This is a genomic window from Mycolicibacterium llatzerense, assembly GCF_000878195.1.
In the GTDB taxonomy this organism is placed as follows: Bacteria; Actinomycetota; Actinomycetes; order Mycobacteriales; family Mycobacteriaceae; genus Mycobacterium; species Mycobacterium llatzerense.
On sequence record NZ_JXST01000002.1, the window covers coordinates 157,354 to 179,684 of the forward strand.

At 67.2% G+C, this 22,331-nt stretch carries 24 protein-coding genes and 2 tRNA genes; 12 read left to right on the top strand and 14 right to left on the bottom strand.

Annotation, left to right across the window (positions count from 1 at the left end):
- Positions 1-32: 32 nt before the first annotated feature.
- A complete protein-coding gene (gene acpS, locus TL10_RS02015) occupies positions 33-425 on the top strand; it encodes a holo-ACP synthase AcpS (RefSeq protein WP_020102278.1) in 393 nt (130 codons plus the stop codon).
- Positions 426-512: 87 nt separating this feature from the next.
- Here acpS and TL10_RS02020 read toward each other — a convergent pair whose 3' ends face one another.
- Positions 513-1,151 (bottom strand): LysE family translocator, encoded by a 639-nt coding sequence (locus tag TL10_RS02020; protein WP_043984317.1) that lies wholly within the window; start codon positions 1,149-1,151, stop codon positions 513-515.
- A 48-nt stretch (positions 1,152-1,199) separates the two neighbouring features.
- Between TL10_RS02020 and TL10_RS02025 the strand changes: the two genes are divergently transcribed.
- Entirely contained in the window at positions 1,200-2,546 is a 1,347-nt protein-coding gene (locus tag TL10_RS02025; protein WP_043984318.1) for a dipeptidase, read from the top strand.
- Here the strand turns inward: TL10_RS02025 and TL10_RS02030 are convergent.
- The 6 genes from TL10_RS02030 to bcp all read right to left on the bottom strand — a co-directional run bounded on the left by TL10_RS02030 (position 2,522) and on the right by bcp (position 7,989).
- Entirely contained in the window at positions 2,522-3,790 is a 1,269-nt protein-coding gene (locus tag TL10_RS02030; protein ID WP_043984319.1) for an amidohydrolase family protein, read from the bottom strand. The genes TL10_RS02025 and TL10_RS02030 overlap by 25 nt on opposite strands.
- Before the next feature lie 15 nt (positions 3,791-3,805).
- Positions 3,806-4,582, bottom strand: coding sequence for a class II aldolase/adducin family protein (locus tag TL10_RS02035; protein WP_192830161.1), 777 nt, complete (start codon positions 4,580-4,582; stop codon positions 3,806-3,808).
- Entirely contained in the window at positions 4,569-6,191 is a 1,623-nt protein-coding gene (locus tag TL10_RS02040) for a class I adenylate-forming enzyme family protein (RefSeq protein ID WP_192830162.1), read from the bottom strand. Before TL10_RS02040 ends, TL10_RS02035 begins: the two co-directional genes overlap by 14 nt.
- A 41-nt stretch (positions 6,192-6,232) precedes the next feature.
- Positions 6,233-7,003, bottom strand: coding sequence for a FadR/GntR family transcriptional regulator (locus tag TL10_RS02045; protein WP_043984320.1), 771 nt, complete (start codon positions 7,001-7,003; stop codon positions 6,233-6,235).
- 106 nt (positions 7,004-7,109) lie between these two features.
- A complete protein-coding gene (locus TL10_RS02050) occupies positions 7,110-7,352 on the bottom strand; it encodes a hypothetical protein (RefSeq protein ID WP_043984321.1) in 243 nt (80 codons plus the stop codon).
- A gap of 163 nt (positions 7,353-7,515) precedes the next feature.
- A complete protein-coding gene (bcp, locus tag TL10_RS02055) occupies positions 7,516-7,989 on the bottom strand; it encodes a thioredoxin-dependent thiol peroxidase (protein ID WP_043394404.1) in 474 nt (157 codons plus the stop codon).
- A 91-nt stretch (positions 7,990-8,080) separates the two neighbouring features.
- Between bcp and TL10_RS02060 the strand changes: the two genes are divergently transcribed.
- Complete coding sequence (locus TL10_RS02060; RefSeq protein WP_043394403.1) at positions 8,081-8,305, top strand: DUF3618 domain-containing protein; 225 nt, start codon at positions 8,081-8,083, stop codon at positions 8,303-8,305.
- A 9-nt stretch (positions 8,306-8,314) separates the two neighbouring features.
- Here the strand turns inward: TL10_RS02060 and TL10_RS31135 are convergent, their stop codons facing one another.
- Positions 8,315-8,479, bottom strand: a complete 165-nt coding sequence (locus tag TL10_RS31135) for a hypothetical protein (protein WP_157850342.1) — start codon at positions 8,477-8,479, stop codon at positions 8,315-8,317.
- A gap of 418 nt (positions 8,480-8,897) precedes the next feature.
- On the opposite strand from TL10_RS31135, the gene TL10_RS02065 reads away from it, so the two are divergent.
- Positions 8,898-8,970, top strand: a tRNA-Lys gene (locus TL10_RS02065).
- Between the two features lie 280 nt (positions 8,971-9,250).
- Positions 9,251-9,604, top strand: coding sequence for a nuclear transport factor 2 family protein (locus tag TL10_RS02070; protein ID WP_043984322.1), 354 nt, complete (start codon positions 9,251-9,253; stop codon positions 9,602-9,604).
- Between the two features lie 2 nt (positions 9,605-9,606).
- Here TL10_RS02070 and TL10_RS02075 read toward each other — a convergent pair whose 3' ends face one another.
- From TL10_RS02075 to orn, 3 genes are all read right to left on the bottom strand, one after another.
- Positions 9,607-10,176 carry a GNAT family N-acetyltransferase gene (locus tag TL10_RS02075; protein WP_157850343.1) on the bottom strand — a complete coding sequence of 190 codons (570 nt, stop codon included), beginning with the start codon at positions 10,174-10,176 and terminating at the stop codon, positions 9,607-9,609.
- 89 nt (positions 10,177-10,265) lie between these two features.
- Positions 10,266-10,338, bottom strand: a tRNA-His gene (locus TL10_RS02080).
- 57 nt (positions 10,339-10,395) lie between these two features.
- Positions 10,396-11,025 carry an oligoribonuclease gene (gene orn, locus TL10_RS02085; protein ID WP_043984324.1) on the bottom strand — a complete coding sequence of 210 codons (630 nt, stop codon included), beginning with the start codon at positions 11,023-11,025 and terminating at the stop codon, positions 10,396-10,398.
- Positions 11,026-11,105: 80 nt separating this feature from the next.
- On the opposite strand from orn, the gene TL10_RS02090 reads away from it, so the two are divergent.
- Entirely contained in the window at positions 11,106-12,692 is a 1,587-nt protein-coding gene (locus TL10_RS02090; RefSeq protein ID WP_043984325.1) for a helicase HerA-like domain-containing protein, read from the top strand.
- 4 nt (positions 12,693-12,696) lie between these two features.
- On the opposite strand, the gene cmrA is transcribed toward TL10_RS02090, so the two are convergent.
- On the bottom strand, positions 12,697-13,503 hold the full coding sequence (gene cmrA / locus TL10_RS02095) for a mycolate reductase (protein WP_043394393.1): 807 nt from the start codon (positions 13,501-13,503) through the stop codon (positions 12,697-12,699).
- A 33-nt stretch (positions 13,504-13,536) separates the two neighbouring features.
- On the opposite strand from cmrA, the gene TL10_RS02100 reads away from it, so the two are divergent.
- Positions 13,537-14,862, top strand: a complete 1,326-nt coding sequence (locus TL10_RS02100; protein ID WP_043984326.1) for an MFS transporter — start codon at positions 13,537-13,539, stop codon at positions 14,860-14,862.
- Here TL10_RS02100 and TL10_RS02105 read toward each other — a convergent pair.
- Positions 14,859-15,521, bottom strand: coding sequence for an MmpS family transport accessory protein (locus TL10_RS02105; protein ID WP_131630662.1), 663 nt, complete (start codon positions 15,519-15,521; stop codon positions 14,859-14,861). The two genes, TL10_RS02100 and TL10_RS02105, sit on opposite strands and share 4 nt — an antisense overlap.
- A gap of 67 nt (positions 15,522-15,588) precedes the next feature.
- Positions 15,589-16,203 carry an SACE_7040 family transcriptional regulator gene (locus TL10_RS02110; protein ID WP_043394648.1) on the bottom strand — a complete coding sequence of 205 codons (615 nt, stop codon included), beginning with the start codon at positions 16,201-16,203 and terminating at the stop codon, positions 15,589-15,591.
- A gap of 91 nt (positions 16,204-16,294) precedes the next feature.
- On the opposite strand from TL10_RS02110, the gene TL10_RS02115 reads away from it, so the two are divergent.
- From TL10_RS02115 to TL10_RS02135, 5 genes are read left to right on the top strand one after another with little or no spacing between them, the layout of a single operon-like run.
- Positions 16,295-17,857 carry a carboxyl transferase domain-containing protein gene (locus tag TL10_RS02115; RefSeq protein ID WP_043984375.1) on the top strand — a complete coding sequence of 521 codons (1,563 nt, stop codon included), beginning with the start codon at positions 16,295-16,297 and terminating at the stop codon, positions 17,855-17,857.
- A 1-nt stretch (position 17,858) separates the two neighbouring features.
- Positions 17,859-19,838, top strand: coding sequence for an acetyl/propionyl/methylcrotonyl-CoA carboxylase subunit alpha (locus tag TL10_RS02120; protein ID WP_043984327.1), 1,980 nt, complete (start codon positions 17,859-17,861; stop codon positions 19,836-19,838).
- Positions 19,835-20,998, top strand: coding sequence for an acyl-CoA dehydrogenase family protein (locus TL10_RS02125; RefSeq protein WP_043394387.1), 1,164 nt, complete (start codon positions 19,835-19,837; stop codon positions 20,996-20,998). Before TL10_RS02120 ends, TL10_RS02125 begins: the two co-directional genes overlap by 4 nt.
- A complete protein-coding gene (locus TL10_RS02130; RefSeq protein WP_043984328.1) occupies positions 20,995-21,483 on the top strand; it encodes a MaoC family dehydratase in 489 nt (162 codons plus the stop codon). The genes TL10_RS02125 and TL10_RS02130 overlap by 4 nt, the downstream gene beginning before the upstream one ends.
- Complete coding sequence (locus TL10_RS02135) at positions 21,483-22,292, top strand: HpcH/HpaI aldolase/citrate lyase family protein (RefSeq protein ID WP_043984329.1); 810 nt, start codon at positions 21,483-21,485, stop codon at positions 22,290-22,292. The genes TL10_RS02130 and TL10_RS02135 overlap by 1 nt, the downstream gene beginning before the upstream one ends.
- Positions 22,293-22,331 lie beyond the last annotated feature (39 nt).

Consider the following 22,331-nt stretch of genomic DNA (forward strand, 5'->3'; position numbering starts at 1 on the left):
GTATCGGGATTGGGTCCGCTAGGTTGTTGCCCATGAGCATCCTGGGTGTGGGCATCGACCTGGTCTCGATTCCGGATTTCGCCGAGCAGGTCGACCAACCGGGCACCGTCTTCGCGGAGACATTCACCCCAGGTGAACGCCGTGACGCCGCCGACAAGAGTTCGTCGGCGGCACGGCACCTGGCAGCCCGCTGGGCCGCCAAGGAGGCCGTGATCAAGGCGTGGTCGGGCTCGCGGTTCTCGAAGCGTCCGGTGCTGCCCGAGGGCATCCACCGCGACATCGAGGTCGTCACCGACATGTGGGGCCGGCCCAAGGTGCGGCTGTCCGGCGAGATCGCCGAGCACCTCAAGGGCGTGGCCATCCACGTGTCGCTGACCCACGAAGGCGACACCGCAGCGGCCGTCGCGGTCCTCGAGCAGGACTAGTTCTTCTCGGCGCGAGCAGCCGTGAATGCCCCTGGAATCAGCAGATTTCGGGGGCATTCACGTCTGCTCCCCAGCGGGAGCGGTCGGTCAGTCTTTGCGGCCCGTGACCGCGAGGCTGACACCGAGGCCGACCATGGCCAGGCCGCCGGCACCGCCGATGGCCGCGATGCGCCGCGGCGACTGCGCGAACCAGTCTCGGGCCAGCCCGGCCGCCAAAGCCCAAATGCTGTCAGAGGTCACCGCGATGGCGAGGAACACGACACCCAAGATGAGCATCTGAGTCGATACGTGCCCGGCGGCGGGGTCGACCACCTGTGGTAGTGCCGCGACGAAAAACACGATCGTCTTGGGATTGGTCATTCCGACGACGAAGCCGTCGGCAAGCACCCGGAGCGGCCGGATCGAGGACGTGCCACCCGTGAGCGCCTCGCCGAGGGCGTGCCGATGCCGGATGGCTTGGACGCCAAGATAAATCAGGTATGCGACACCGATCGATTTGATGATGCCGAAGGCCAGCGCCGAAGCGTAGATGAGTGCACCGGCGCCCAGGGCCACGGCGAGGATCTGCACATAGGCGCCCATCGCATTGCCGGCCACTGTCAGCAACGCCTGGCGCCGTCCGACCGTCAGCGCTCGGCCAACGGTGAACAGGACGCTCGGGCCGGGTACCACGATCACCAAGAACGAGATCAGCCCGAACGCCAACAGATGACCCATCGACGGCATGCGGTGACGATACGCCGGTTGGTGAGGGCGCGCACTACGCTCGACGTCATGGCTGATCTCGTCGCCCGCGTCCGTGAGGTGCTGCCGTCGGTGCGTGCCGACCTGGAGGACCTGATCCGCATCCAGTCGGTATGGGCCGACCCGGCCCGGCACAGCGAGGTACATCGCAGTGCCGCACTGACCGCAAAGCTGTTGTCCGATGCGGGTTTCCGGGAAGTGCACATCGTCCAGGAGGGCGGGGCTCCGGCGGTGATCGCCCGTCATCCGGCGCCGGAAGGCGCCCCGACCGTGCTGCTGTACGCGCACCACGACGTGCAGCCCGAAGGCGACGTCACTCAGTGGGACTCGGCGCCCTTCGAACCGACCGAGCGCGACGGCCGCCTCTACGGCCGCGGCAGCGCCGACGACAAGGCCGGCATCGCCGTGCACCTGGCCGCCATGCGGGCGCACGGCGGCAACCCGCCCGTCGGCGTGACCGTTTTCGTCGAGGGCGAAGAGGAATCGGGCTCGCCGTCGCTCGGGGCATTGTTGAGCGCGCACAAGGACCTGCTGGCCGCCGACGTCATCGTCATCGCCGATTCGGACAACTGGAGCACCGAAATCCCGGCGCTGACGGTCTCGTTGCGGGGCCTGGCGGACTGCGTCGTCGAGGTCGCGACGCTGGATCACGGCCTGCACTCCGGACTGTGGGGTGGGGTGGTGCCCGACGCGTTGAGCGCCCTGGTGCGGTTGTTGGCGACGCTGCACGACGACGACGGCAACGTCGCGGTCGAGGGCCTCTACGAGGGCACCGCGGCCGACGTGGACCGTGGCCCGGACTGGGTGGCCACCGAGACCGGTCTGCTCGACGGTGTGCAGCAGATCGGTTCCGGCTCTGTGGTGCAGCGACTTTGGGCCAAGCCGGCCATCACCGTCATCGGCATCGACACCACCTCGATCGCCAAGGCGTCGAACACGTTGATCCCATGTGCCCGGGCGAAGATCAGCATGCGGGTCGCCCCGGGTGGCGACGCCCTGGCCCATCTGGCGGCCCTGACCCGTCACCTGGAGAGCCACGCCCCCTGGGGCGCCAAGGTCACGGTGACGCCCGGTGACGTCGGGCAGCCCTACGCGATCGAGGCCAGCGGCCCGGTGTACGACGCGGCCCGCTCGGCGTTCGCGCAGGCGTGGGGGACCGTGCCGGTCGACATGGGCATGGGCGGCTCGATCCCGTTCATCGCCGAGTTCGCCGAGACTTTCCCCGACGCAACGATTTTGGTGACCGGCGTCGAGGACCCCGGCACCCAGGCACACAGCATCAACGAGAGCCTGCACCTCGGCGTGCTGGAGAAAGCCGCGGTCTCCGAGGCGCTGCTACTGGGTGCGCTCGGTCAGAACGACTCGGGATCGCGCTGAACCGACTCGGGCACCGGGTGCTGGTAGAGCCGTGAGGCGTTCTCCCAGGTGATCTTTCGGATCACATCGGCGGGCAGCGTGCCGATCTCCTCGTGGATGGTCGCCTGCGTGTGCGGCCAGGTCGAGTCGCAGTGCGGGTAGTCGGCCTCGAGCATGATGTTGTCCACGCCGATGCGGTCCCGCTGCACGAACGACGACTGGTCTTCCACCGCGCAGAACCAGAAGTTGCGGGTGAAAACCTCGGCCGGAGTGAGCTTTTCGCCGAGGCGCTCCCAGGTGCCGTACATCGAGTGGTAGCTGAGCATGTGGTCCAGCCGGTCCAGCAGTCCGGCGACCCAGCCGATGCCGCCCTCGGACAGACAGATCTTGAGGTCGGGGAACCGGCTGGGCAGACCGGAATACAACCAGTCCACCGCCGCTGAGATGGCGTAGGCGAAGAACAGCACGCCCTGCACGTCCGGCGGCGCGTCCGGGGTGGTGGAGGGGGAGGAGCCCGACGATCCGATGTGCAGGTTGACGACGGTGCCGGTCTCGGCGCAGGCCGCCATCATCGGATCCCAGTAACCCGAGTGGATGGTCGGCAGCCCCAGCATCGCCGGGTTCTCACTGAAAGTCATGGCGTGGAAGCCGCGTTCGGCGTTCTCGTAGATCATCTTGGCGCCCACTTCGGGGTCCAGCAGCCACGGCAGCTGGCAGGGGATGATCCGGTCCGGGTACGAGCCGGCCCACACGTCGAAGTGCCAGTCGTTCCAGGCCCGCACCGAGGCCATCGCCAGCTCGCGGTCGGTGGTGACTTGCTGCAGCCGCTGACCGGCGAATCCGGGCAGGAACGACGGGAAGTTCAGCGAGGCGTACACCCCGTTGAGGTCCATGTCGCGGACGCGTTCGTGGATATCCCAAGCGCCCCGGCGCATCTCGTCGAACCGGACCGGCTCGAAACCGTACTCGGAGACCGGCCGGCCGACGACGGCGTTGAAGCCGACGTTGGGCAGTTCCTGGCCGTCGTACACCCAGGTCTGGCCGCCGCCCGCGGTGTCGACGACCCGCGGCGCCCGGTCGGCGAACTTGCTGGGCAGCCGTCCGGTGAACGTGTCGGGCGGCTCGACGATGTGGTCGTCGACCGAGATCACGGTGTACCGGCGCGGGGCACGCGGCGGGTCGGGCAGCAGTGTGACGGTGCGGTCCTCGCCGGTCTTGGCGACGGTGAAGTCGAGGTTGGTGGCCAGATCGTCAATGGATTTCATGTCGTACCAACACCTTTACTGCAGAACGGACGGATCGGATTTGATGGTCATGCGGGCAGCGCCGGCCCAGTACACGTCGGCCGCGCGCTCGATCAGGGAGGCCTTCATCCCGACCATGTCGGACCATTTCATCTCGGTCGGCTTCAGCCCTGTGAGCATGACGTCATAGGCCAGCTTGCAGACCCGTTCGATGGAGGCCGCCCGGTACACGGCCTCGGCCAGGTTGCGGCCGGTGGCGATGACGCCGTGGTTGGCCAGGATGGTCACGTTCGCGTTTCCGATCCGGGCGGCCAATTCGGCTGCGCGCGAGGCACTGTCGACCTCACCGTCGTACTCGTCGACCAGGCAGAGGTCGTCCAGGAACAGCGATCCGGTCTGGTGCACCAGCTCCGGCAGCCGTCCCAGCGCCGCGAGCACGCACACGTAGTAGGGGTGGTTGTGGATTACCACGCGCGCATCCGGGCGGGCACGGTGTAGTTCGGTGTGGATGTGGATGGCCGGGGTGACGTCCCAGCGGCCCCGCTGCACGCGGGCGTCTTCGTCGACGACGCAGATGTCGGAGGCGGAGACCTCCTGCCACCACAGGCCCCACGGGTTGACGTACATGTCCGTCTGGCCGTCGGGCTGAAAGGTGATGTGCCCGGCCAGGTTCTCGGCGAAGCCGATGCTCGCGAGGTGCCGGAACGCGATGGCCATGGCCTGTTCGTCGGTGAGGTCGACGCCGATCGGCGGCGTCACCGAGGGCGCCCAGACTTCGAGTCCGCCGCGGCGCGGTTTTTCAGCTGCGGTCATGTCCGTCTCCCATTCGGGTTCGAATATCTTCGCGCAGTTGGCCTTTGGCGACCTTTCCGCCCGAGGACCGCGGCAGTTCGTCGACCACGATCAACCGTTCGGGCAGCAATTCCTTCGAGACGTCCTGGGCCAGCAGGTGCGCGCACAGTTCGTCGAGGTCCAGAGTCGCCGAGCCGATGAATTCGACGTAGACGCAGACCTTTTCGCCGAACACCGGATCGGGCATGGCCACCGCCGCGGCCAGCCCGACCGCCGGATGGGTGGTGACGACGTCCTCGACCTGGGCGGCGCTGATGTTCTTGCCGCCGCGCACGATGAAGTCGGAGGTTCGGCCCGTCACCCGCAGGTAGCCGTCGGTGTCGATCTCGCAGATGTCGCCCATCCGCATCCAGCCGTCGGCGGTGAACAGCTTGTCGTGGTCGGTGCCGCCCAGGTAGCCGAGACTGGTCGCCGGGCCGCGGCACGCGGGCTGGCCCCGGCCGGTGTCGGTGACGTCGGTGTCACCGTCGAAGAGGCGGACGGCCATGTCCGCGACGATCCGGCCGCCGGTGCGCAGCCGGTGTTCCAGCGAGTCGTGCACCGTGGTGCCGCTGAGCAGGCCTGTCTCGTTGGAGCCGTAGAACTGCAGAATCGTTGCCCCGGTGAGCTTTTCGAATTCATGGGCGGGGCGGTAGGGCAGCGCCTCGCCGCCGGTGAACACCACCCGCAGTGAACTCAGATCGTAGTCGCGGGCCACCGGGTCGGCCATGATCATGGTCAATTGGGTACTGACACAACACAACACGGTGACCTTGTGGCGTTCGATGGCCGCGCACGCCGCCGCGACAGTGAAGCGGTCCAGCAGCACGTTGGTGGTACCCAACAGGATCGGGGTGATGTGAGTGGTCCACAGTCCGAAGCCGAACGGGGTCGGGATCACCGGCAGGAACACGTCATCGGAGGTCAGTAGGCCGTTGGCGACCGCCTGTTGATGGAAGTAATACCAACGGTTCTGCGTGTGCACGACACACTTGGGCAGACCGGTGGTGCCCGACGTCGAGTTGATGAGGAAGACGTCGTCGGGGCCGAGTTGTGTATCGGGGCTCAGGTCCGCCGGGTCCGTTCCGACGGACAACTCGTCCAATGTCAGCAGCGGGCAACCGATGGCAGTGGCCACGGTGTGGGCCTGAGCCTGGCGCGGGGGATCGGTGACCAGCAGCCGTGGCTCCGCATTCTGCAGGATTGACGTCACCTCGCGGATGCCGGCGCGCGCACCGACACCGACCACCACCGCGCCGCACCGCTCGATCGCCACGAACAGCACATGGATCGCCGTGGTGTCGCCATGCCACACCGCGATCCGGTCCCCGAGGCGGACGCCCGCGCCGGCGAGCTGCCCGGCCAAAGCGGTTGCCGCGGCGTCGAATTCGCGCCAGGTCAGCGACCGGTCCGGGTGATCCACGTACGCGGTGCGGTCGGGGGTGCGAGTGACGTTGGCGCGCACGGCATCCGAGATCGTGGTGTCGGTCCACCAGCCGTTGGCATGGAAGCGTGCGACGTCCTCGGCGGTGAAGGCGGGCGAACTCGTGACCGGTGTCATCGCCGTGATGGTCGCCTCCGTCGGCCGCATCTTCAAATCATATGAAAATAAGCGCGTACCTTGTCAAGGATTCACGAAGAACGGGTGCGGGTCCGCACCATCGCGGGGTCGACCACCCCGGCCGAACCCGGATAGTGCTGGGCATCCAGCAGGTGGGTCGCGGCGAGCTCACGGGCCCGTTCGGCGTCACCGGCCTCGATGGCGTCGATGAGCTTGCGGTGGTCTTCCAGGGCGGCCCTGCGCTCGTCCACGGGAATGCTGGCGTGATCGGTGAACTGCCGTGACCAGCTCAGTTCATGCGACGACCAGAGCGCCTCCAGTGCGCCGGCGAGGATGATCATCGTCTCGTTGCCGCAGTGCCGCACCAGTGCCTCGTGGAAGCGCCGACTGGCGGAGGTGACCAGCACCAGATCCTCGACCGATTCGACCGACTCGGCGTGGATCTGCCGAAGGACCGGCACCACTTCGCTCTTGCGGTCGGCGCGCTGCGCACACAACGCCGCGCAGGCCGGCTCCACCTGCTGCAGCGCGGAGCCGACGTCGCCGAGGCTCACCTGATTCGCGCCGAGTACCAGACCCATGGTGTACGCCACGTTGCTCGCGCTGGGCCGGTGCACCACCGAGCCGCCGAGCTTGCCGCGGCGCACGCTGAGCAGCCCTTCGGCGTCCAGGATTCGGATGGCCTCGCGCAGCGAGGGCTTACTGATCGGGAACTCGACCAGCAGTTCGTCTTCCGTGGGCAGCACGCTGCCATCGGCGAGGTCGCCGCTGAGGATGCGCCGGCGCAAATCGTCGGCCACCTGCTCGGCGAGGCGGCGGAAACGGACGTCGGGCGCGGCCACGGGTTGAGTGTGCCAGAGAGGGGCGGCAGGGTGACCGAAGTCGTCACCCCACCGATCCGGTGTGGCCGGGGGCACGAAACGTCGTCCCCCCGGGCACACCGGAGCTCTACTCGTCGTCGTCTTCGTCTTCGTCCTCGTCGTCTTCGTCGAAGTCCAGATCGAGCGGGTCTTCACTGTGGGGGTCCACGGAGTACTGCTGCCAGTAGGACGGGCTGAAGTAGATGGTGTCTGAGTGGTCGGCGTCGTCGCCGATCTGGACCCAGAGAATCTGGTCCTTCTCGCCATAGCTCAGTGCCTGGGGGTAGCGAATGCTGCTGTCGACGGTGCGGATGTGAATGTTGTGCGTCACGCTAAAAGTCTTGCACCTGAACACATCTGCGGCTGTTTGCGGAACGCCGGTAAAGACAACGATTGTCCGAATGGCCACGCGGCCGTCACACGTGGTTGGGCGGGCCGCTACGCGGCTCCTGGCTCGGGCTCGCCGAGTCAGGAACCGACGATGACGCGGATGGTCAGACGGACAGGTCCCGTCGCAGCTTCGCCACGTGGCCCGTCGCCTTGACGTTGTACTGCGCGACCTCGACCTTGCCCTGCTCGTCGATGAGGAACGTCGAGCGGATGACGCCCTGCACGGTCTTGCCGTACATCGTCTTCTCTCCGAAGGCGCCGTAGGCGGTGAGCACCTTGCGGTCGGGGTCCGACAGCAGCGGGAACGTCAGGCCCTCGTTGTCGCGGAACTTGGCGAGCTTCTCGGGCTTGTCGGGGGATATGCCGATGACGTCGAGGCCGGCCTCGTTGAGTTCGGCCAGGCTGTCGCGGAAATCGCAGGCCTGCTTGGTGCAACCCGGCGTCGACGCCGCCGGGTAGAAGTAGACGATGACCTTGCGGCCCTTGTAGTCCGACAGCTTCACGGTGTTGCCGTCGGCGTCGGGCAGGCTGAATGCGGGGGCTTTGGCGCCCACTTCGAGTCGCGGGGTCGGTGCCACCGGGATGTCCCTTCTGTCGGCCAAGCGTTGCTGTTACGGCAAGCTGCTCTAGGGTAGAGCGCCAAGGTGCAACGCGAGCTGGAGGGCTGAAGTGGCTGACCGGAATCCTGACCAGATCAAGCAGGAAATCGATCGTGCACGCGATCAGTTGGCGTTGACGGTGGACGCTCTCGCCGAGCGGGCAAATCCCCAGCGCCTGGCTGACGACGCGAAGGCCAAGGCCATCGCGATTGCTTCCAAGCCGGCGGTCATCGCATCGTTCGCCGGACTCGGCGTTGTCGTGCTGGTGGTGGTTATCCGCAAGATCCGCGGATAGCCCGACTTTCTAGTTCCCGCGACGCGGTGTCAGCCAGCCTGGCAGCCAGCTGCGCGGCGGATTCGCGACCCGGCCAAGTCGGGTGCAGTTATAGACGATGACCAGGGTGTCGTCGGCTGCTGACACAACGTCGGCATCGGGCGCTGTGTATGCGGCGACGGCGATGGGTGTCATCAGCTAACTCCCTTCAGGCGTTGTCACCTACATTTCTACACCATCATACGCGGTTTCAGCTAACTCTGTCCCCATGCCTCGTGGCGTAAAATTGCAGGTCTAGTTGATTTTCTCCGCCTTTCTAGCGATGGCCGCTATTGACGATGATGGCTGTATACAAAGTCGTGACAGGTGTTACGTGGCTACTGGCCGGCCGGGATTGGGCTGTGTTGGCATGCGGCGCAGTGGCATTCGGCGCACTTCCGTGGTGGCGCCCAAGCTGCCCCGTCGTCCTGTGTGATGTTGGACACGACCGTGGGCAGTGGCAGTGACGACTGAGCCATCTTGTCCTGTTGCGCAGCCTGGTTGCGGGGCTCGAATACGGCGCTGACCATACGATTTCACCCTGCGGCCATCGGGCTGTTAAGGTCTCTCTCGCGCGCCGTTAGCTCAGTTGGTAGAGCAGCTGACTCTTAATCAGCGGGTCCGGGGTTCGAAACCCTGACGGCGCACAGAAGCGAAAGCCCCCTCCTTCGGGAGGGGGCTTTCGTCGTTTCTGGTCGATCCACGGGTGAATTGCTGGGCCCTTGCGTTGATCCCGCGTCCACGGCGTTCTGTACTCGAACTTTTGCGCCGTAGACGCGGAGTCAACGCCGACCCAGGCGACGCGCTGTGGCGGCGGTGGTGATGAAAACCCAAGCGGCAGAACATCGTTACCTCTGACGTAATCGACTTGCCGCGTGGACGCGGCCAAGCTTTGAGCTGACCAACCCCGATGCGAAAGAGGTCAGCATGAACGACATCGTCACCGCGTACCTGAAGACGTGGAATGCCACCGACCCCGCCGAGCGCAGCGCCCTGCTCGGTGACCACTGGACACCTGAGGCGTCCTACACCGATCCGATGGCCGACGTCAGCGGTCGTGACGCCATTTCCGGCGTGATCGGCGCGGTGCACACCCAATTCCCCGGGTTCGTCTTCTCGCTCGTCAGTGGACCCGACAGCCACCACAACCAGGCCCGCTTCCAATGGGGTCTGGGCCCTGCGGGGGAGCAGCCGCCGATCGTCGGGTTCGACGTGCTGGCCACGGACGCGGACGGCCGTATCCGGTCGGTGCACGGCTTCCTGGACCAGTTGCCCGGCTGAACCTAAGCCTCGGTGGGTAGGAACGTGGCCAGCTGGGCGGTCGCCAGCGCCTGTTCGGCGTCGTACTGCTCGAAAGTCCCGACAACACTGAACCCGAGGCGCTCAGCCAGTCGAAGTGAGGCGCGGTTGGCGGTCTGGGTGACGATCACGACAGGTTGGTCGCCCAGCTCGCCGGCTGCGTACTCCAGCAGCAGCCGTGCAGCTTCGCTCGCATAGCCCTGACCCCACGCGTGCGGCCGGAAGACATAGCTCAGCTCGAGCTCGTCGTCACCGGTGTCCAGATGACCGGGAACGTCGGTGCGACGGCGACTCAGCGTCACTGTCCCCAGCATTTCGTCGGAATCCGCGGCCGTCGCGATGTAGCAGCCGGGGCCTTCCAATAGCGTTGCCGCCCCGACCGATTCGAGCACGGCGCGAACGTCGTTGACGGGCCGCGGGCCGCCGAGATACCGGCGCACCCGTTCGTCGGTCTGTGTTTCGATCAGGCCTTCGGCGTCGCCGTCTCGGGCTTTGCGCAGGCGAACTCGGGGCCCTTCGAGACAGACTGCTCGCAACTCAACGGCGTCACCCACGTTCACCACTGTGCCAGCAGGGCGGGTGACCCCCGGAAAACAAACATCGCCCCACCCGCGTTTGCAGGTGAGGCGATGTTCTACCTCGGGGTGGCTGACGGGACTTGAACCCGCGACACCCAGGATCACAACCTGGTGCTCTACCAGCTGAACTACAGCCACCATTGCTGCGGACCTTTCGGCGCTAGCAGCGTCGTAGATATTAGCGCCTTCGGCTCGCTAAGCCGAATCGGTTACCGCCGAATCGTTCGTCGGCGGGCCCAGCTCGCCCGCGACGGCGGCGATTTCGCTGGTAGACGGGCCGGGTGCGGGCACGAACGCGGTGCCGCGGTAGTACTTCAACTCGCGGATGGACTCGTGGATGTCGGCCAGTGCGCGGTGCGCGAGACCCTTGTCCGGCTGCCCGAAGTAGATGCGCGGGTACCAGCGGCGGCACAGTTCCTTGATCGAGCTGACGTCGATCATCCGGTAGTGCAGAAACTCGTCGAGGCGCGGCATGTCCCGCGCGATGAAGCCGCGGTCGGTGGCAATCGAATTGCCGGCCAGGGGAGCGGTTTTGGCCTGCCCGATGTGGCTGCGGATGTAGTCCAGCACCATCTGCTCGGCTTCTTCGAGGGTTACGGAGGAGGTCCGTACCTCGTTGATCAGGCCCGAGCGGGTGTGCATCTTCATCACTACGTCAGCCATACCGTCGAGTGCGGCATCGTCGGTGTGGATCACTACGTCCACGCCTTCGCCCAGCACGTTCAGGTCGCTGTCGGTGACCAATGCCGCGATCTCGATGAGCCGGTCGGACTTGAGATCCAGCCCCGTCATCTCGCAATCGATCCATACAAGTTCGTCACGCACGGTGTTCCAGACTATTCCCAGCCCATCAACGGGGTGTCCATACCCGGCCACCAGGGATCCGACGAAGTATGGTCAGGCGCATGACGACAGCATCGAATGCATCCCCCGCGCAGCAGATCGCCGCTGGTTACGCCGTCACCGGCCAGGCGCTGAACCTGGGCGCGGTCGTCGTCGACGGGACCGTCGACCCGAGTGCTCAGGTCAAGATTCCACTGGCCACCATCAACCGCCACGGCCTGATCGCCGGCGCGACCGGCACCGGCAAGACCAAGACGCTCCAGGTCATCGCCGAGCAACTGTCGACGGCCGGGGTGCCCGTCGTGATGGCCGACGTCAAGGGCGACCTGTCGGGGCTCGCGCAGCCGGGCGCAGCCAACGACAAGACCGCGCAGCGCGCCACCGACACCGGCGACGACTGGACGCCGAGCGCGTTCCCCGTCGAGTTCCTGTCCCTGGGGACGACGGGCGTCGGCGTCCCGGTGCGCGCGACCGTCACCAGCTTCGGGCCGATCCTGCTGTCGAAAGTGCTGGGGCTCAACCAGACCCAGGAGTCGACTCTCGGACTGATCTTCCACTGGGCAGACCAGAAGCGCCTGCTGCTCGATGATCTGAAGGATTTGCGTGGCGTCATCCAGTTCCTGACCAGTGATGAAGGCAAAGAGGAGCTCAAGGCGCTCGGCGCGGTGTCGCCCGCCACGGCGGGCGTCATCTTGCGTGCGCTGATAAACCTGGAGGCCGAGGGCGGCGACACCTTCTTCGGATTGCCCGAGCTCAAGCCCGAGGATCTGATGCGGCTGGACCCGCAGGGGCGCGGCATCATCACGCTGCTGGAGCTGGGTAGCCAGGCCGCGCGGCCGGTGTTGTTCTCGACGTTCCTGATGTGGGTGCTGGCCGACCTGTTCACGACGCTGCCGGAGATCGGTGACGCCGACAAGCCGAAGCTGGTCTTCTTCTTCGACGAGGCGCACCTGCTGTTCGCCGACGCGTCGAAGGCGTTCCTGGACCAGGTCGAGCAGACGGTGAAACTGATCCGCTCCAAGGGCGTCGGCGTCTTCTTCTGCACGCAGCTGCCCACCGACATCCCCAACGACGTGCTCAGCCAGCTGGGCGCGCGCGTTCAGCACGCGATCCGGGCATTCACCCCGGATGACCAGAAGGCGCTGACGAAGACGGTCCGGACCTACCCGAAGACGTCCGTCTACGACCTGGAGTCGGCGCTGACGTCGCTCGGGATCGGTGAGGCGGTTGTCACGGTGCTCTCCGAGGTCGGTGCGCCGACCCCGGTGGCCTGGACTCGCCTGCGGGCGCCGCGATCACTGATGGGCACGATCGGCCCCGACGCCATCGCTGCGGCGGCCAAGGCCAGTCCGTTGCAAGCGACGTACGGAGCCACCGTCGACCGCGACTCGGCCTACGAGCATCTGTCCGCGCAGCCGGTGGCGGCTGGTGGCGCCGCCCCGACTGGCGACCCGGCAGCACCCGCTCCCGCGCCGGCCGAAGAGCCCGACCTCACCGCGTCCGGCCGCGTCGAGGTCGAGGCCGAGGGGCCCGGCATGGTCTCGGAGGTGCTGCAGAGCACCGCCTTCAAGAGCTTCCTGCGGTCCGCGGCGACCGTGGCCGGCCGCGAGATCACCCGCAGCCTGTTCGGCACGACCCGCCGACGGTAAAGGCCTACGAGCCGCCGAGCTTCTTGTAGACCGCGCCGACGATCGGCGCGACGATCGAGCGCGGGGCGTAACCGCTCGCGGCCGACATGGCCTTGGACGTCAGACCGGGCACGACGCGCATCTTGTTGCGCTCCAGGCCGTCCAGCGAGACCCGGGCGGTGTACTCGGTGTCGATCCAGAGGAAGTCGGGGATCAGCCGCTCGACCAGTGACTGCTCGGACGGGTCGGGCAGCTCGGTGCGCACCGGTCCGGGCGCCAGCAGCGTGACGTTGACGCCGTGCGGCTTGAGCTCACCGCGCAGCGATTCGCTGAAGGTGTTGGCGAATGCCTTGGACGCGGCGTAGGTCGCGTTGTTCGGGATGGGCGAGTTGCCCGCGGCCGAACCGGAGATCAGGATGCCGCCGCCGTGACGCGAGATCATGCCGGGCAGGACAGCGAGCACCAGGTCGTGCACGCCCTGGACGTTGAGCTGCACCTGCGCCTTCTCGCCCTCGACGGGCAGCTCGGCGACGGTGCCGAACGTCGCGGTACCGGCGTTGGCGCACAGGATGGAGATGTTGCGCTGGGCCAGCTCGTCGCAGAGCTTGTCGCGGTCGGCCGGGTCGGTCAGGTCGCAGGCCCGGACCTCGACGGTGACGCCGTACCGGTCGGTGATGCGCTGGGCGACCTCGGCCAGCACCTCGGCGCGACGAGCCGTGATGATCAGATGGTGGCCGCGGGCGGCGAGTTCGGTGGCCAGCGCTTCACCGATGTTCTGAGAGGCGCCGGTGACGACGGCGCGGGCGTCGGGACTGGGAGCGGGTACAGGCATGGGTGCAATCGTAGGGACCAATAGAGTGGCGGCATGAGCGAGGCTTGCCGAGCGAATCGACGGGCCTTGAGCAGCCACGTCCCGCCCGTCGGCCGGGGTCGCGTCGCTGCCTGGGCGCTGTGGGACAGCGGCGCCACGGGCGTGAACGCGATCGTGACGACCTTCGGTTTCAACATCTACCTCATCTCAGAGGTCGGCAAAGGGCTGCCCGGCTCGACGACGCCGGAGAGCTGGCTCGGGCGCGCAGTGCTCGTGGCCGGCATCGCGGTGGCGTTTCTGGCGCCGGTGACGGGCGTGATGGTCGATGCCGCGTACCGGCGGCGCCGGGCGCTCGCCGCGCTGACGGGCGCCGTGGTGGTGCTGACGGCGTCGATGACGTTCATCAAGCCCGACTACCACTACCTGTGGATCGGCTTGGCCCTGTTGGCCGCGACCGCGGCGTGCATGGATCTGGCGACCGTCCCGTACAACGCCATGCTGCGGCAGTTGTCGACGCCGACGACCTCCGGCCGGATCTCCGGATTCGGCTTGGCCGCAGGGTTTTTCGGCAGCGTCGTACTGCTGCTCCTGGTCTTCGTGGGGTTCAAGGCCGGCAGCGGCGACACCCTCGGCCTCCTGGGTATCCCGAACGCGGACGGCAAACCGGACCGGTACGCGGTCCTGGTGGCGGCGGCGTGGTTCGTCGTCTTCGCGCTGCCGCTACTGCTGACGGTGAAGTCACCGCCGCACGACGGCACCCCGGCCGTCGGGTTCTTCGGCGCCTACCGCAGGTTGTGGACCGAGGTGGTCGGCGAATGGAAGCGCGACCGCAACGTCGTCTACTACTTGCTCTCCAGCGCGGTCTTCCGCGACGGCCTGACCGGCATCTCGATCTTCGGTCCGGTGGTGGGGGTCAGCGTCTACGGGCTGGCGCCGACGAGTGTGCCGCTGTTCGGCGCCGCTGCGTTCACCATCGCGGGGCTCGGCGCGGGGCTCGGCGGAATGCTCGACGACCGGATCGGTTCCAAGCGCGTCATCGTCACCTCGTTGACCGCGATGGTGACGGTCGGCATCACGTTGATGTTCCTGTCCGGACCGATGGCGTTCTGGATCTGTGGTCTGACGCTGTGCCTGTTCGTCGGCCCCACCCAGTCGGCGTCGCGGAACCTGATGTTGCGCATCTCCGCGGACGGCAAGGAAGGCGTCGCCTTCGGGCTCTACACCACCACCGGCCGGGCGGCGCATGTGCTGTCGCCGTGGTTGTTCTCGATGTTCATCGACATTTTCGCGACGACCCGCGCGGGCCTGGGTGGCCTGTGCACCGTCCTGGCTATCGGACTGGTGGGCATGATGCTGGTGAAGGTGCCGGCCCGGCGCTAGTGCCCGTGCCCGCGGCCGCGTTTGGCTGACTGCCGGCACACCGTGAGGCCGGCGCCTTCGCGCTGCTGAATCTGCGTGCCGTCGACAGAGATGGTGCAGGCGATGCCGCGTCCGGCGTTGACGATGCTGACGCTGGCCGAGCGTGCCGCCGGCCGGTTCAGCTGGACTTCCTTGGTCCACGGCAGTGCCACATTGAACTCCGTCTGCAGCACCCCGCCGGTGTCGACGTAGGTGATGCTCACGGCGCGGCCGTTGCCGATCACGGCGTACAGCACGGCCTCGGTGTCACCGCTTTCGGCATCCGATGGCGCGGCTGCGGCCGGGGGACTGACGGCTTCGCTGGGCTCGGTGCTTTCGGGCGTCGTGGTGGTCGTCGCGGTCGTCGACGACGACATCGGGTCCTGCGTCGGCACGGGCAGCGGCGGCGGCGCCACCAGGGTCTGTTGCTCGGAACTGTTGACGATGACGACTGCGATCACCATGCAGAGAGCCAGGATCAGCAATGCTCCGGCCAGCGGGAACAGCCACTTGTGGCGGCGGACCTTCGGCGGTGCGGCGACACCGTAGGGATCGGTGAAGGCGTCGGTCTGGTAGCCGGCCGTCTGCATGGCCGGGAGTTTCCTGGTGGCGTCCAGCCCGTCGTCGCGCGATCCGGTCATGGCCACCTCATGTTTGCAGGGTACCTGCGGCGCGCGCCGGGCCGCGGGGACGTTGCGGAGGGCCGGGTCAGCGGTGCGGGGCCAGCGCGGCGACGGTCATGGCGCGCAGCACGGCGCGCGAGGATTCCTCCTGCTTGCGGGCGCCGCCCGCGGTGACACTGTGCGGGGTCGAGTTCAGCAGCCCGAAGGCGGCGTGCGCCATGGTTCGGGCGTCGGCTTCGCTGCGGGACGGGTCGAGCCGGCGCAGCACGTCCACCCAGATCTCGACGTACTGGCGCTGCGACCGGCGCACCTGCCGCTTGGCGGCGTCGGGCAGGTTGTTGAGGTCGCGGTCCTGGATGCGGATCAGATCGGATTCGTTGAGGGCGAAGTCGAGGTGGAACTCGATGAGGCCGCTCAACGCGTCGGCCGGATCGTCGCATTCGGCGACCACGGCACGTCCGCCGGCGTGCAACCGGGCGCTGACGCTGACCAGCAGCTCCACCAGGAGCGCTTCCTTGTTGGGGAAGTGCCGGTAGATCGCGGGTCCGCTGATGCCGGCCGCGGAGCCGATGTCCTCGAGCCGGACTGCCAGATAGCCGCGTTCGGCGATGAGCCGTTCGGCGGCGGCGACGAGTTGGCTGCGCCGGTCGGATTTGGCGCGGCTGCGCGGTGTTTCGGCGTCTGCCTCTGATGCCGTCATCGACACCTCCAACCCGGTCTGGACAACTCAGTTAATGAAGACTAACATCGCGTTCGGTTATTCGCCATTAACTCAACCGAATGGAGCGATGATGGCGTCGAGCGTTTCCCAACGGGTATCGCATCGCGAGCAGCACCTGGCGTTGGTGGCTGATCTGAAGGACAAGCTGGCCACCGCCGCGCTCGGAGGATCGGAGCGTTCACGTGAGCGCCACGTCGGTCGCGGCAAGCTCCTGCCGCGCGACCGGGTCAACGGACTCCTCGATCCCGGCAGCCCGTTCCTGGAGATCGCGCCGCTGGCCGCGGGCGGCATGTACGACGACGAATGCCCGGGCGCCGGGATGATCGCCGGCATCGGCCGCGTCTCCGGCCGCGAATGCATGATCGTCGCCAACGACGCGACGGTGAAAGGCGGCACGTACTACCCGATCACGGTCAAGAAGCACCTGCGGGCACAGGAGATCGCCAGCCAGAACCAGCTGCCGTGCGTGTACCTGGTGGACTCCGGCGGCGCGTTCCTGCCCCGCCAGGACGAAGTGTTCCCCGACCGCGAGCACTTCGGCCGAATCTTCTTCAACCAGGCCAACATGTCGGCGCGCGGCATCCCGCAGATCGCCGCGGTGCTCGGCTCCTGCACCGCCGGTGGTGCGTACGTCCCCGCGATGAGCGACGAGGCCGTCATCGTCCGCAACCAGGGCACCATCTTCCTGGGCGGTCCGCCCCTGGTGAAAGCCGCTACCGGAGAGGTGGTTTCGGCCGAGGACCTCGGCGGTGGCGACCTGCACTCCAAGATTTCCGGGGTCACCGACCACCTGGCGCACGACGACCGCGACGCACTGCGCATCGTGCGCCGCATCGCCGCGACGTTCGGGCCGCGCTCGGAGACGCCGTGGGACGTCGCCCCGGCCGTGGACGCGGTCTGCGATCAGACCGAGCTCTACGACGTCGTGCCGATCGACTCGAAGGTGCCGTACGACGTGCACGAGGTGATCACCCGCATCGTCGACGGCGGCGAATTCACCGAATTCAAGGCCGAGTACGGCACCACGCTGGTGACCGGCTTCGCCCGCATCCACGGCCACCCGGTGGGCATCATCGCCAACAATGGCGTGCTGTTCGGCGAATCCGCCCAGAAGGGCGCACATTTCATCGAGCTGTGTGACAAGCGTTCGGTGCCGCTGCTGTTCCTGCAGAACATCTCCGGCTTCATGGTGGGCCGCGACTACGAGGCCGGCGGCATCGCCAAGCACGGCGCCAAGATGGTCACCGCCGTCGCGTGTGCCCGCGTGCCGAAGCTGACCGTCGTCATCGGCGGTTCCTACGGCGCCGGGAACTACTCGATGTGCGGCCGCGCGTATTCCCCTCGGTTCCTGTGGATGTGGCCCAACGCGCGCATCTCGGTGATGGGTGGCGAACAGGCCGCCTCGGTGCTGGCCACCGTGCGCGGTGAGCTGACGCCGGAGGAGGAAGAGGCGATCAAGGCGCCGATCCGCCAGCAGTACGAGGACCAGGGCAACCCGTACTACTCGACGGCCCGGCTCTGGGACGACGGCGTCATCGACCCTGCCGACACCAGAACCGTGGTGGGACTGGCCCTTTCAGTTGTCGCGCAGGCTCCGCTCGAGCCTGTGTCCTACGGCGTTTTCAGGATGTGAGATGAAGACCTTCGACACCGTCTTGGTTGCCAATCGTGGCGAGATCGCGGTCCGCGTCATTCGGACGTTGCGGGCCATGGGTATTCGTTCGGTCGCGGTGTTCAGCGATGCCGACGCCGGCGCCCGGCACGTGCTCGAGGCCGACGTCGCCGTGAACATCGGCCCGGCCCCGGCCCGGCAGAGCTACCTGAGCATCGAGGCCATCGTGACCGCGGCCCGGCGCACCGGCGCCCAGGCCGTGCACCCGGGCTACGGATTCCTTTCGGAGAACGCCGAATTCGCCGCCGCGTTGCACGACGCGGGCATCGTCTTCATCGGGCCACCGGCCAAGGCCATCGGCACCATGGGCGACAAGATCACCGCCAAGGCGGCGGTGTCGGCCTTCGGCGTGCCCGTGGTTCCCGGTATCTCGCGTCCCGGCTTGACCGACGAGGACCTCATCGCCGGCGCCCCCGAGGTGGGGTTCCCGGTCCTGGTGAAACCGTCCGCCGGTGGCGGCGGCAAGGGCATGCGGGTGGTGCATGCCGCCGCGGAGCTGCCGGCCGCGCTGGCCTCGGCCCGCCGCGAGGCCGCGTCGGCATTCGGCGACGACACCTTGTTCCTGGAGCGATTCGTGTTGAACCCCAGGCACATCGAGGTCCAGGTCGTCGCGGACAGCCACGGCAACGTCGTCCATCTGGGCGAGCGCGAGTGCAGCCTGCAGCGCCGGCACCAGAAGGTCATCGAAGAGGCCCCGTCGCCGGTGTTGGACGAGGCGACCCGCGCGCGGATCGGTGCGGCTGCCTGCGACACCGCCCGCAGCGTCGACTACCGCGGCGCGGGCACCGTCGAGTTCATCGTCTCGGCGGACCGGCCCGACGAGTTCTTCTTCATGGAGATGAACACCCGCCTTCAGGTGGAGCACCCCGTCACCGAGCTGGTCACGGGCATCGACCTGGTCGAGCTGCAGGTGCGCGTGGCAGCTGGTGACGCCCTACCGGTGGCTCAGGACGACATCACCATGACCGGGCACGCCATCGAAGCCCGCGTGTACGCCGAAGACCCGGCGCGCGACTTCCTGCCGACGGGCGGCACCGTGCTGGCACTGGCCGAACCTGCCGATGCCCGAGTGGATTCCGGCATCCGGGCCGGCTCGGTGATCGGTAGCGACTACGACCCGATGTTGTCGAAGATCATCGCGTACGGCCCGGATCGGGAGTCGGCGCGTCGTGGCCTGGATCGGGCGCTGGCCGATACCGCCGTGCTGGGTGTCGGTACCAACATCGACTTCCTGCGCTTCCTGCTTGCCGACGAGGACGTCATCGCCGGACGCCTCGACACCGGTCTGCTGGACCGCCGTACCGGCGACTACGTCGCCGCCCAGGCCGGAGACGACGAGTTCATCGCCGCTGCCGCGTACCGCTGGCTGCACAGCTGGGCCGACGCAGGTGAGCTGTGGGCCACGCCGTCCGGCTGGCGGATCGGGGAGCACGCTGCGACGACGATCCGGCTGCGGGCCGGCGAGCGCACCGACCACGTCCACCTCACCGGCACGCCCACGGCCGCCACGGCACGTATCGAAGATGGCGAACTGCGGAGTGTGGCAGCGTCGTTGGACGGTGACCGCCTGATCGTCACGGTCGACGGTCTGCGCACCGAATACCTGACCGCCGTCGAGGATCACCGGCTGTGGCTGGCCGGTGCCGGCCGCACGATCGTGATCGAGGATGTGCGCGAAGCCCCGGTCCGTGCCGATGACGAACACAGCGGCGACGCCGAGATCGTCAGCCCGATGCCCGGATCTGTTGTCGCCGTTGGTGTCGAGGACGGTGCGACGGTCGGCACTGGTGACGTCGTGGTCACCGTCGAAGCCATGAAGATGGAACACGCGTTGTCGTCGCCGGTCGGCGGCACCGTGGAATTGCTTGTCGCCGTGGGCGATCAGGTCAAAGTGGGCCAGCCGCTGGCCCGGATTATCGCTGCAACCGAGGAGACCAAGTGAGCGACTTTCTGTCCACCGGCACCCTGCCGGACCACTATGCCGAACTGGCCAAGACGGTTCGGGAATTCGCGCAGACCGTTGTCGCGCCGGTATCGGCTCAGCACGACAAGGACCACACCTTCCCGTACAAGGTGATCGACGGCATGGCCGACATGGGCCTGTTCGGCCTGCCCTTCCCCGAGGAGTACGGCGGCATGGGCGGCGACTACTTCGCCCTGTGCCTCGCCCTGGAAGAACTGGGCAAGGTCGACCAGAGCGTCGCCATCACGCTGGAGGCGGGCGTCGGGCTGGGTGCCATGCCGGTGTACCGCTTCGGGACCGAGGCGCAGAAGCAGGAATGGCTGCCGCAGTTGGCCAGTGGAAAGGCGTTGGGCGCCTTCGGCTTGACTGAGGCCGGCGGCGGTAGCGATGCCGGTGCCACCAAGACCACCGCCAAGCTGGACGGCGACAGCTGGGTCATCAACGGCTCCAAGCAGTTCATCACCAACTCCGGCACCGACATCACCAAGCTTGTCACCGTCACCGCGGTCACCGGCGAATTGCCCGGCGGGCACAAGGAGATTTCGGCGATCCTGGTGCCGGTGCCGACCCCGGGCTTCACGGCCGAACCCGCCTACGACAAGGTCGGCTGGAACGCCTCGGACACCCATCCGCTGAGCTTCGACGATGTGCGGGTGCCGGCCGAGAACCTGCTGGGCGACCGCGGCCGCGGCTACGCCAACTTCCTCCGGATCCTCGACGAGGGCCGCATCGCCATCGCCGCGCTGTCGGTCGGTGTCGCGCAGGGCTGCGTCGACGAGTGTGTGAAGTACTCGAAGGAGCGGGAAGCGTTCGGCCGCAAGATCGGTGGCTACCAGGCCATCGCCTTCAAGATCGCCCGGATGGAAGCCCGCGCACACGTCGCCCGCACCGCGTACTACGACGCGGCGGCACTCATGCTGGCAGACAAGCCGTTCAAGAAGGCGGCCTGCATTGCCAAGATGATCGCCAGCGAGGCCGCGATGGACAACGCCCGTGACGCCACCCAGGTGTTCGGCGGCTACGGCTTCATGAACGAGTACCCGGTGGCCCGGCACTACCGCGATTCGAAGATTCTCGAAATCGGTGAAGGCACAACGGAGGTGCAGCTGATGCTGATCGCGCGTGAGGCCGGGCTGTGACCGACAAGCGGATCGTCGAGCAGCGCGGGCTCTGGTTCGAGGAGTTCGAGCCGGGCGTCATCTACAAACATCGACCCGGCCGCACCATCACCGAGGCCGACAACGTGCTGTTCACCACGCTCACCATGAACACCCAGGCGCTGCACCTGGACGCCGCGTTCGCCGACGCGTTGCCGCCGTTCCATGCGCGGCTGGTGAATTCGATGTTCACGCTGTCGACGCTGGTGGGTCTGTCCGTCGCGCAGCTGACGCAGGGCACGATCGTCGGGAACCTCGGTTTCTCCGACATCGCTTTCCCCAGGCCGCTTTTCCACGGTGACACGCTGTACGCGGAGTCCGAGGTGATCGACAAGCGCGAGTCCAAGCGCCGGCCGGGAGAGGGCATCGTGACGTTCGCCCACACCGGCCGCAATCAGCACGGCGACGTCGTCGCCACGGCGTCGCGCAAGACGATGGTCCGCAAGCGCCCGGCGGACGCGGTCTGATGGCGCTGCAGGCACCCGGTCCCGGTTGGCTGTTCTGCCCGGCCGACCGGCCCGAGAGATTCGAAAAGGCAGCGGCGGCAGCTGATGTGGTGATCCTCGATCTGGAGGACGGCTGCGCCGCGAAAGACCGGCCGGCCGCTCGTCAGGCGCTGATCGATACCCCGCTGGACCCGTCGCGCACGGTGGTGCGGCTGAATCCGTCGGACACCGCCGATCACCCGTTGGACCTGGAGGCGCTGGCCCGCACCCCGTACACCACGGTGATGCTGGCCAAAACCGAATCAGCTGAACAGGTTCGGGCGCTTGCGCCGCTGGATGTGGTGGTGCTGGTGGAGACCCCGCTCGGCGCGCTCGCCGTCACCGAGACCGCCCGCGTCGACAACACCTACGCCGTCATGTGGGGTGCCGAAGACCTGTTCGCGGCACTTGGTGGCACCGCGAACCGGTGGCCCGACGACAGCTACCGCGATGTCGCAAAGCACGTCCGGTCGCAATCGCTGTTGGCAGCCAAGGCTTTCGGCAAGCTCGCGCTGGACTCGGTCTATCTGAACATCAAGAACCTGGACGGTCTGCGGGCTGAGGTCGACGATGCCGTGGCCGTCGGATTCGACGCCAAGGTCGCCATCCACCCGACGCAGGTCGCGGTGATCCGCTCCGGCTACGCCCCCACCGAGAAGGAAATCGCCTGGGCGCGCGCGGTGCTCGATGCCGCGACCCGCGAGCGCGGGGTGTTCCAGTACGACGGTCTGATGGTCGACATGCCGGTGCTCCGCCGCGCACAGCGGATCGTCGCACTGGCGCCGCAATAGTTCTTCCCGCGAGCAGACGTAAAACTGTCCCTTTTTCGA

Coding starts and splice junctions, on each gene's coding strand:
- TL10_RS02020 (WP_043984317.1), bottom strand. CDS start 1,151: ATGCCGTCGATGGGTCATCTGTTGGCGTTCGGGCTGATCTCGTTCTTG.
- TL10_RS02135 (WP_043984329.1), top strand. CDS start 21,483: ATGGCGCTGCAGGCACCCGGTCCCGGTTGGCTGTTCTGCCCGGCCGAC.
- acpS (WP_020102278.1), top strand. CDS start 33: ATGAGCATCCTGGGTGTGGGCATCGACCTGGTCTCGATTCCGGATTTC.
- TL10_RS02040 (WP_192830162.1), bottom strand. CDS start 6,191: ATGCGGCCGACGGAGGCGACCATCACGGCGATGACACCGGTCACGAGT.
- TL10_RS02110 (WP_043394648.1), bottom strand. CDS start 16,203: ATGACGGCATCAGAGGCAGACGCCGAAACACCGCGCAGCCGCGCCAAA.
- TL10_RS02070 (WP_043984322.1), top strand. CDS start 9,251: ATGAACGACATCGTCACCGCGTACCTGAAGACGTGGAATGCCACCGAC.
- TL10_RS02030 (WP_043984319.1), bottom strand. CDS start 3,790: ATGAAATCCATTGACGATCTGGCCACCAACCTCGACTTCACCGTCGCC.
- TL10_RS02035 (WP_192830161.1), bottom strand. CDS start 4,582: ATGACCGCAGCTGAAAAACCGCGCCGCGGCGGACTCGAAGTCTGGGCG.
- TL10_RS02105 (WP_131630662.1), bottom strand. CDS start 15,521: ATGACCGGATCGCGCGACGACGGGCTGGACGCCACCAGGAAACTCCCG.
- TL10_RS02120 (WP_043984327.1), top strand. CDS start 17,859: ATGAAGACCTTCGACACCGTCTTGGTTGCCAATCGTGGCGAGATCGCG.
- TL10_RS02025 (WP_043984318.1), top strand. CDS start 1,200: ATGGCTGATCTCGTCGCCCGCGTCCGTGAGGTGCTGCCGTCGGTGCGT.
- TL10_RS02100 (WP_043984326.1), top strand. CDS start 13,537: ATGAGCGAGGCTTGCCGAGCGAATCGACGGGCCTTGAGCAGCCACGTC.
- TL10_RS02115 (WP_043984375.1), top strand. CDS start 16,295: ATGGCGTCGAGCGTTTCCCAACGGGTATCGCATCGCGAGCAGCACCTG.
- TL10_RS02090 (WP_043984325.1), top strand. CDS start 11,106: ATGACGACAGCATCGAATGCATCCCCCGCGCAGCAGATCGCCGCTGGT.
- TL10_RS31135 (WP_157850342.1), bottom strand. CDS start 8,479: ATGACACCCATCGCCGTCGCCGCATACACAGCGCCCGATGCCGACGTT.
- cmrA (WP_043394393.1), bottom strand. CDS start 13,503: ATGCCTGTACCCGCTCCCAGTCCCGACGCCCGCGCCGTCGTCACCGGC.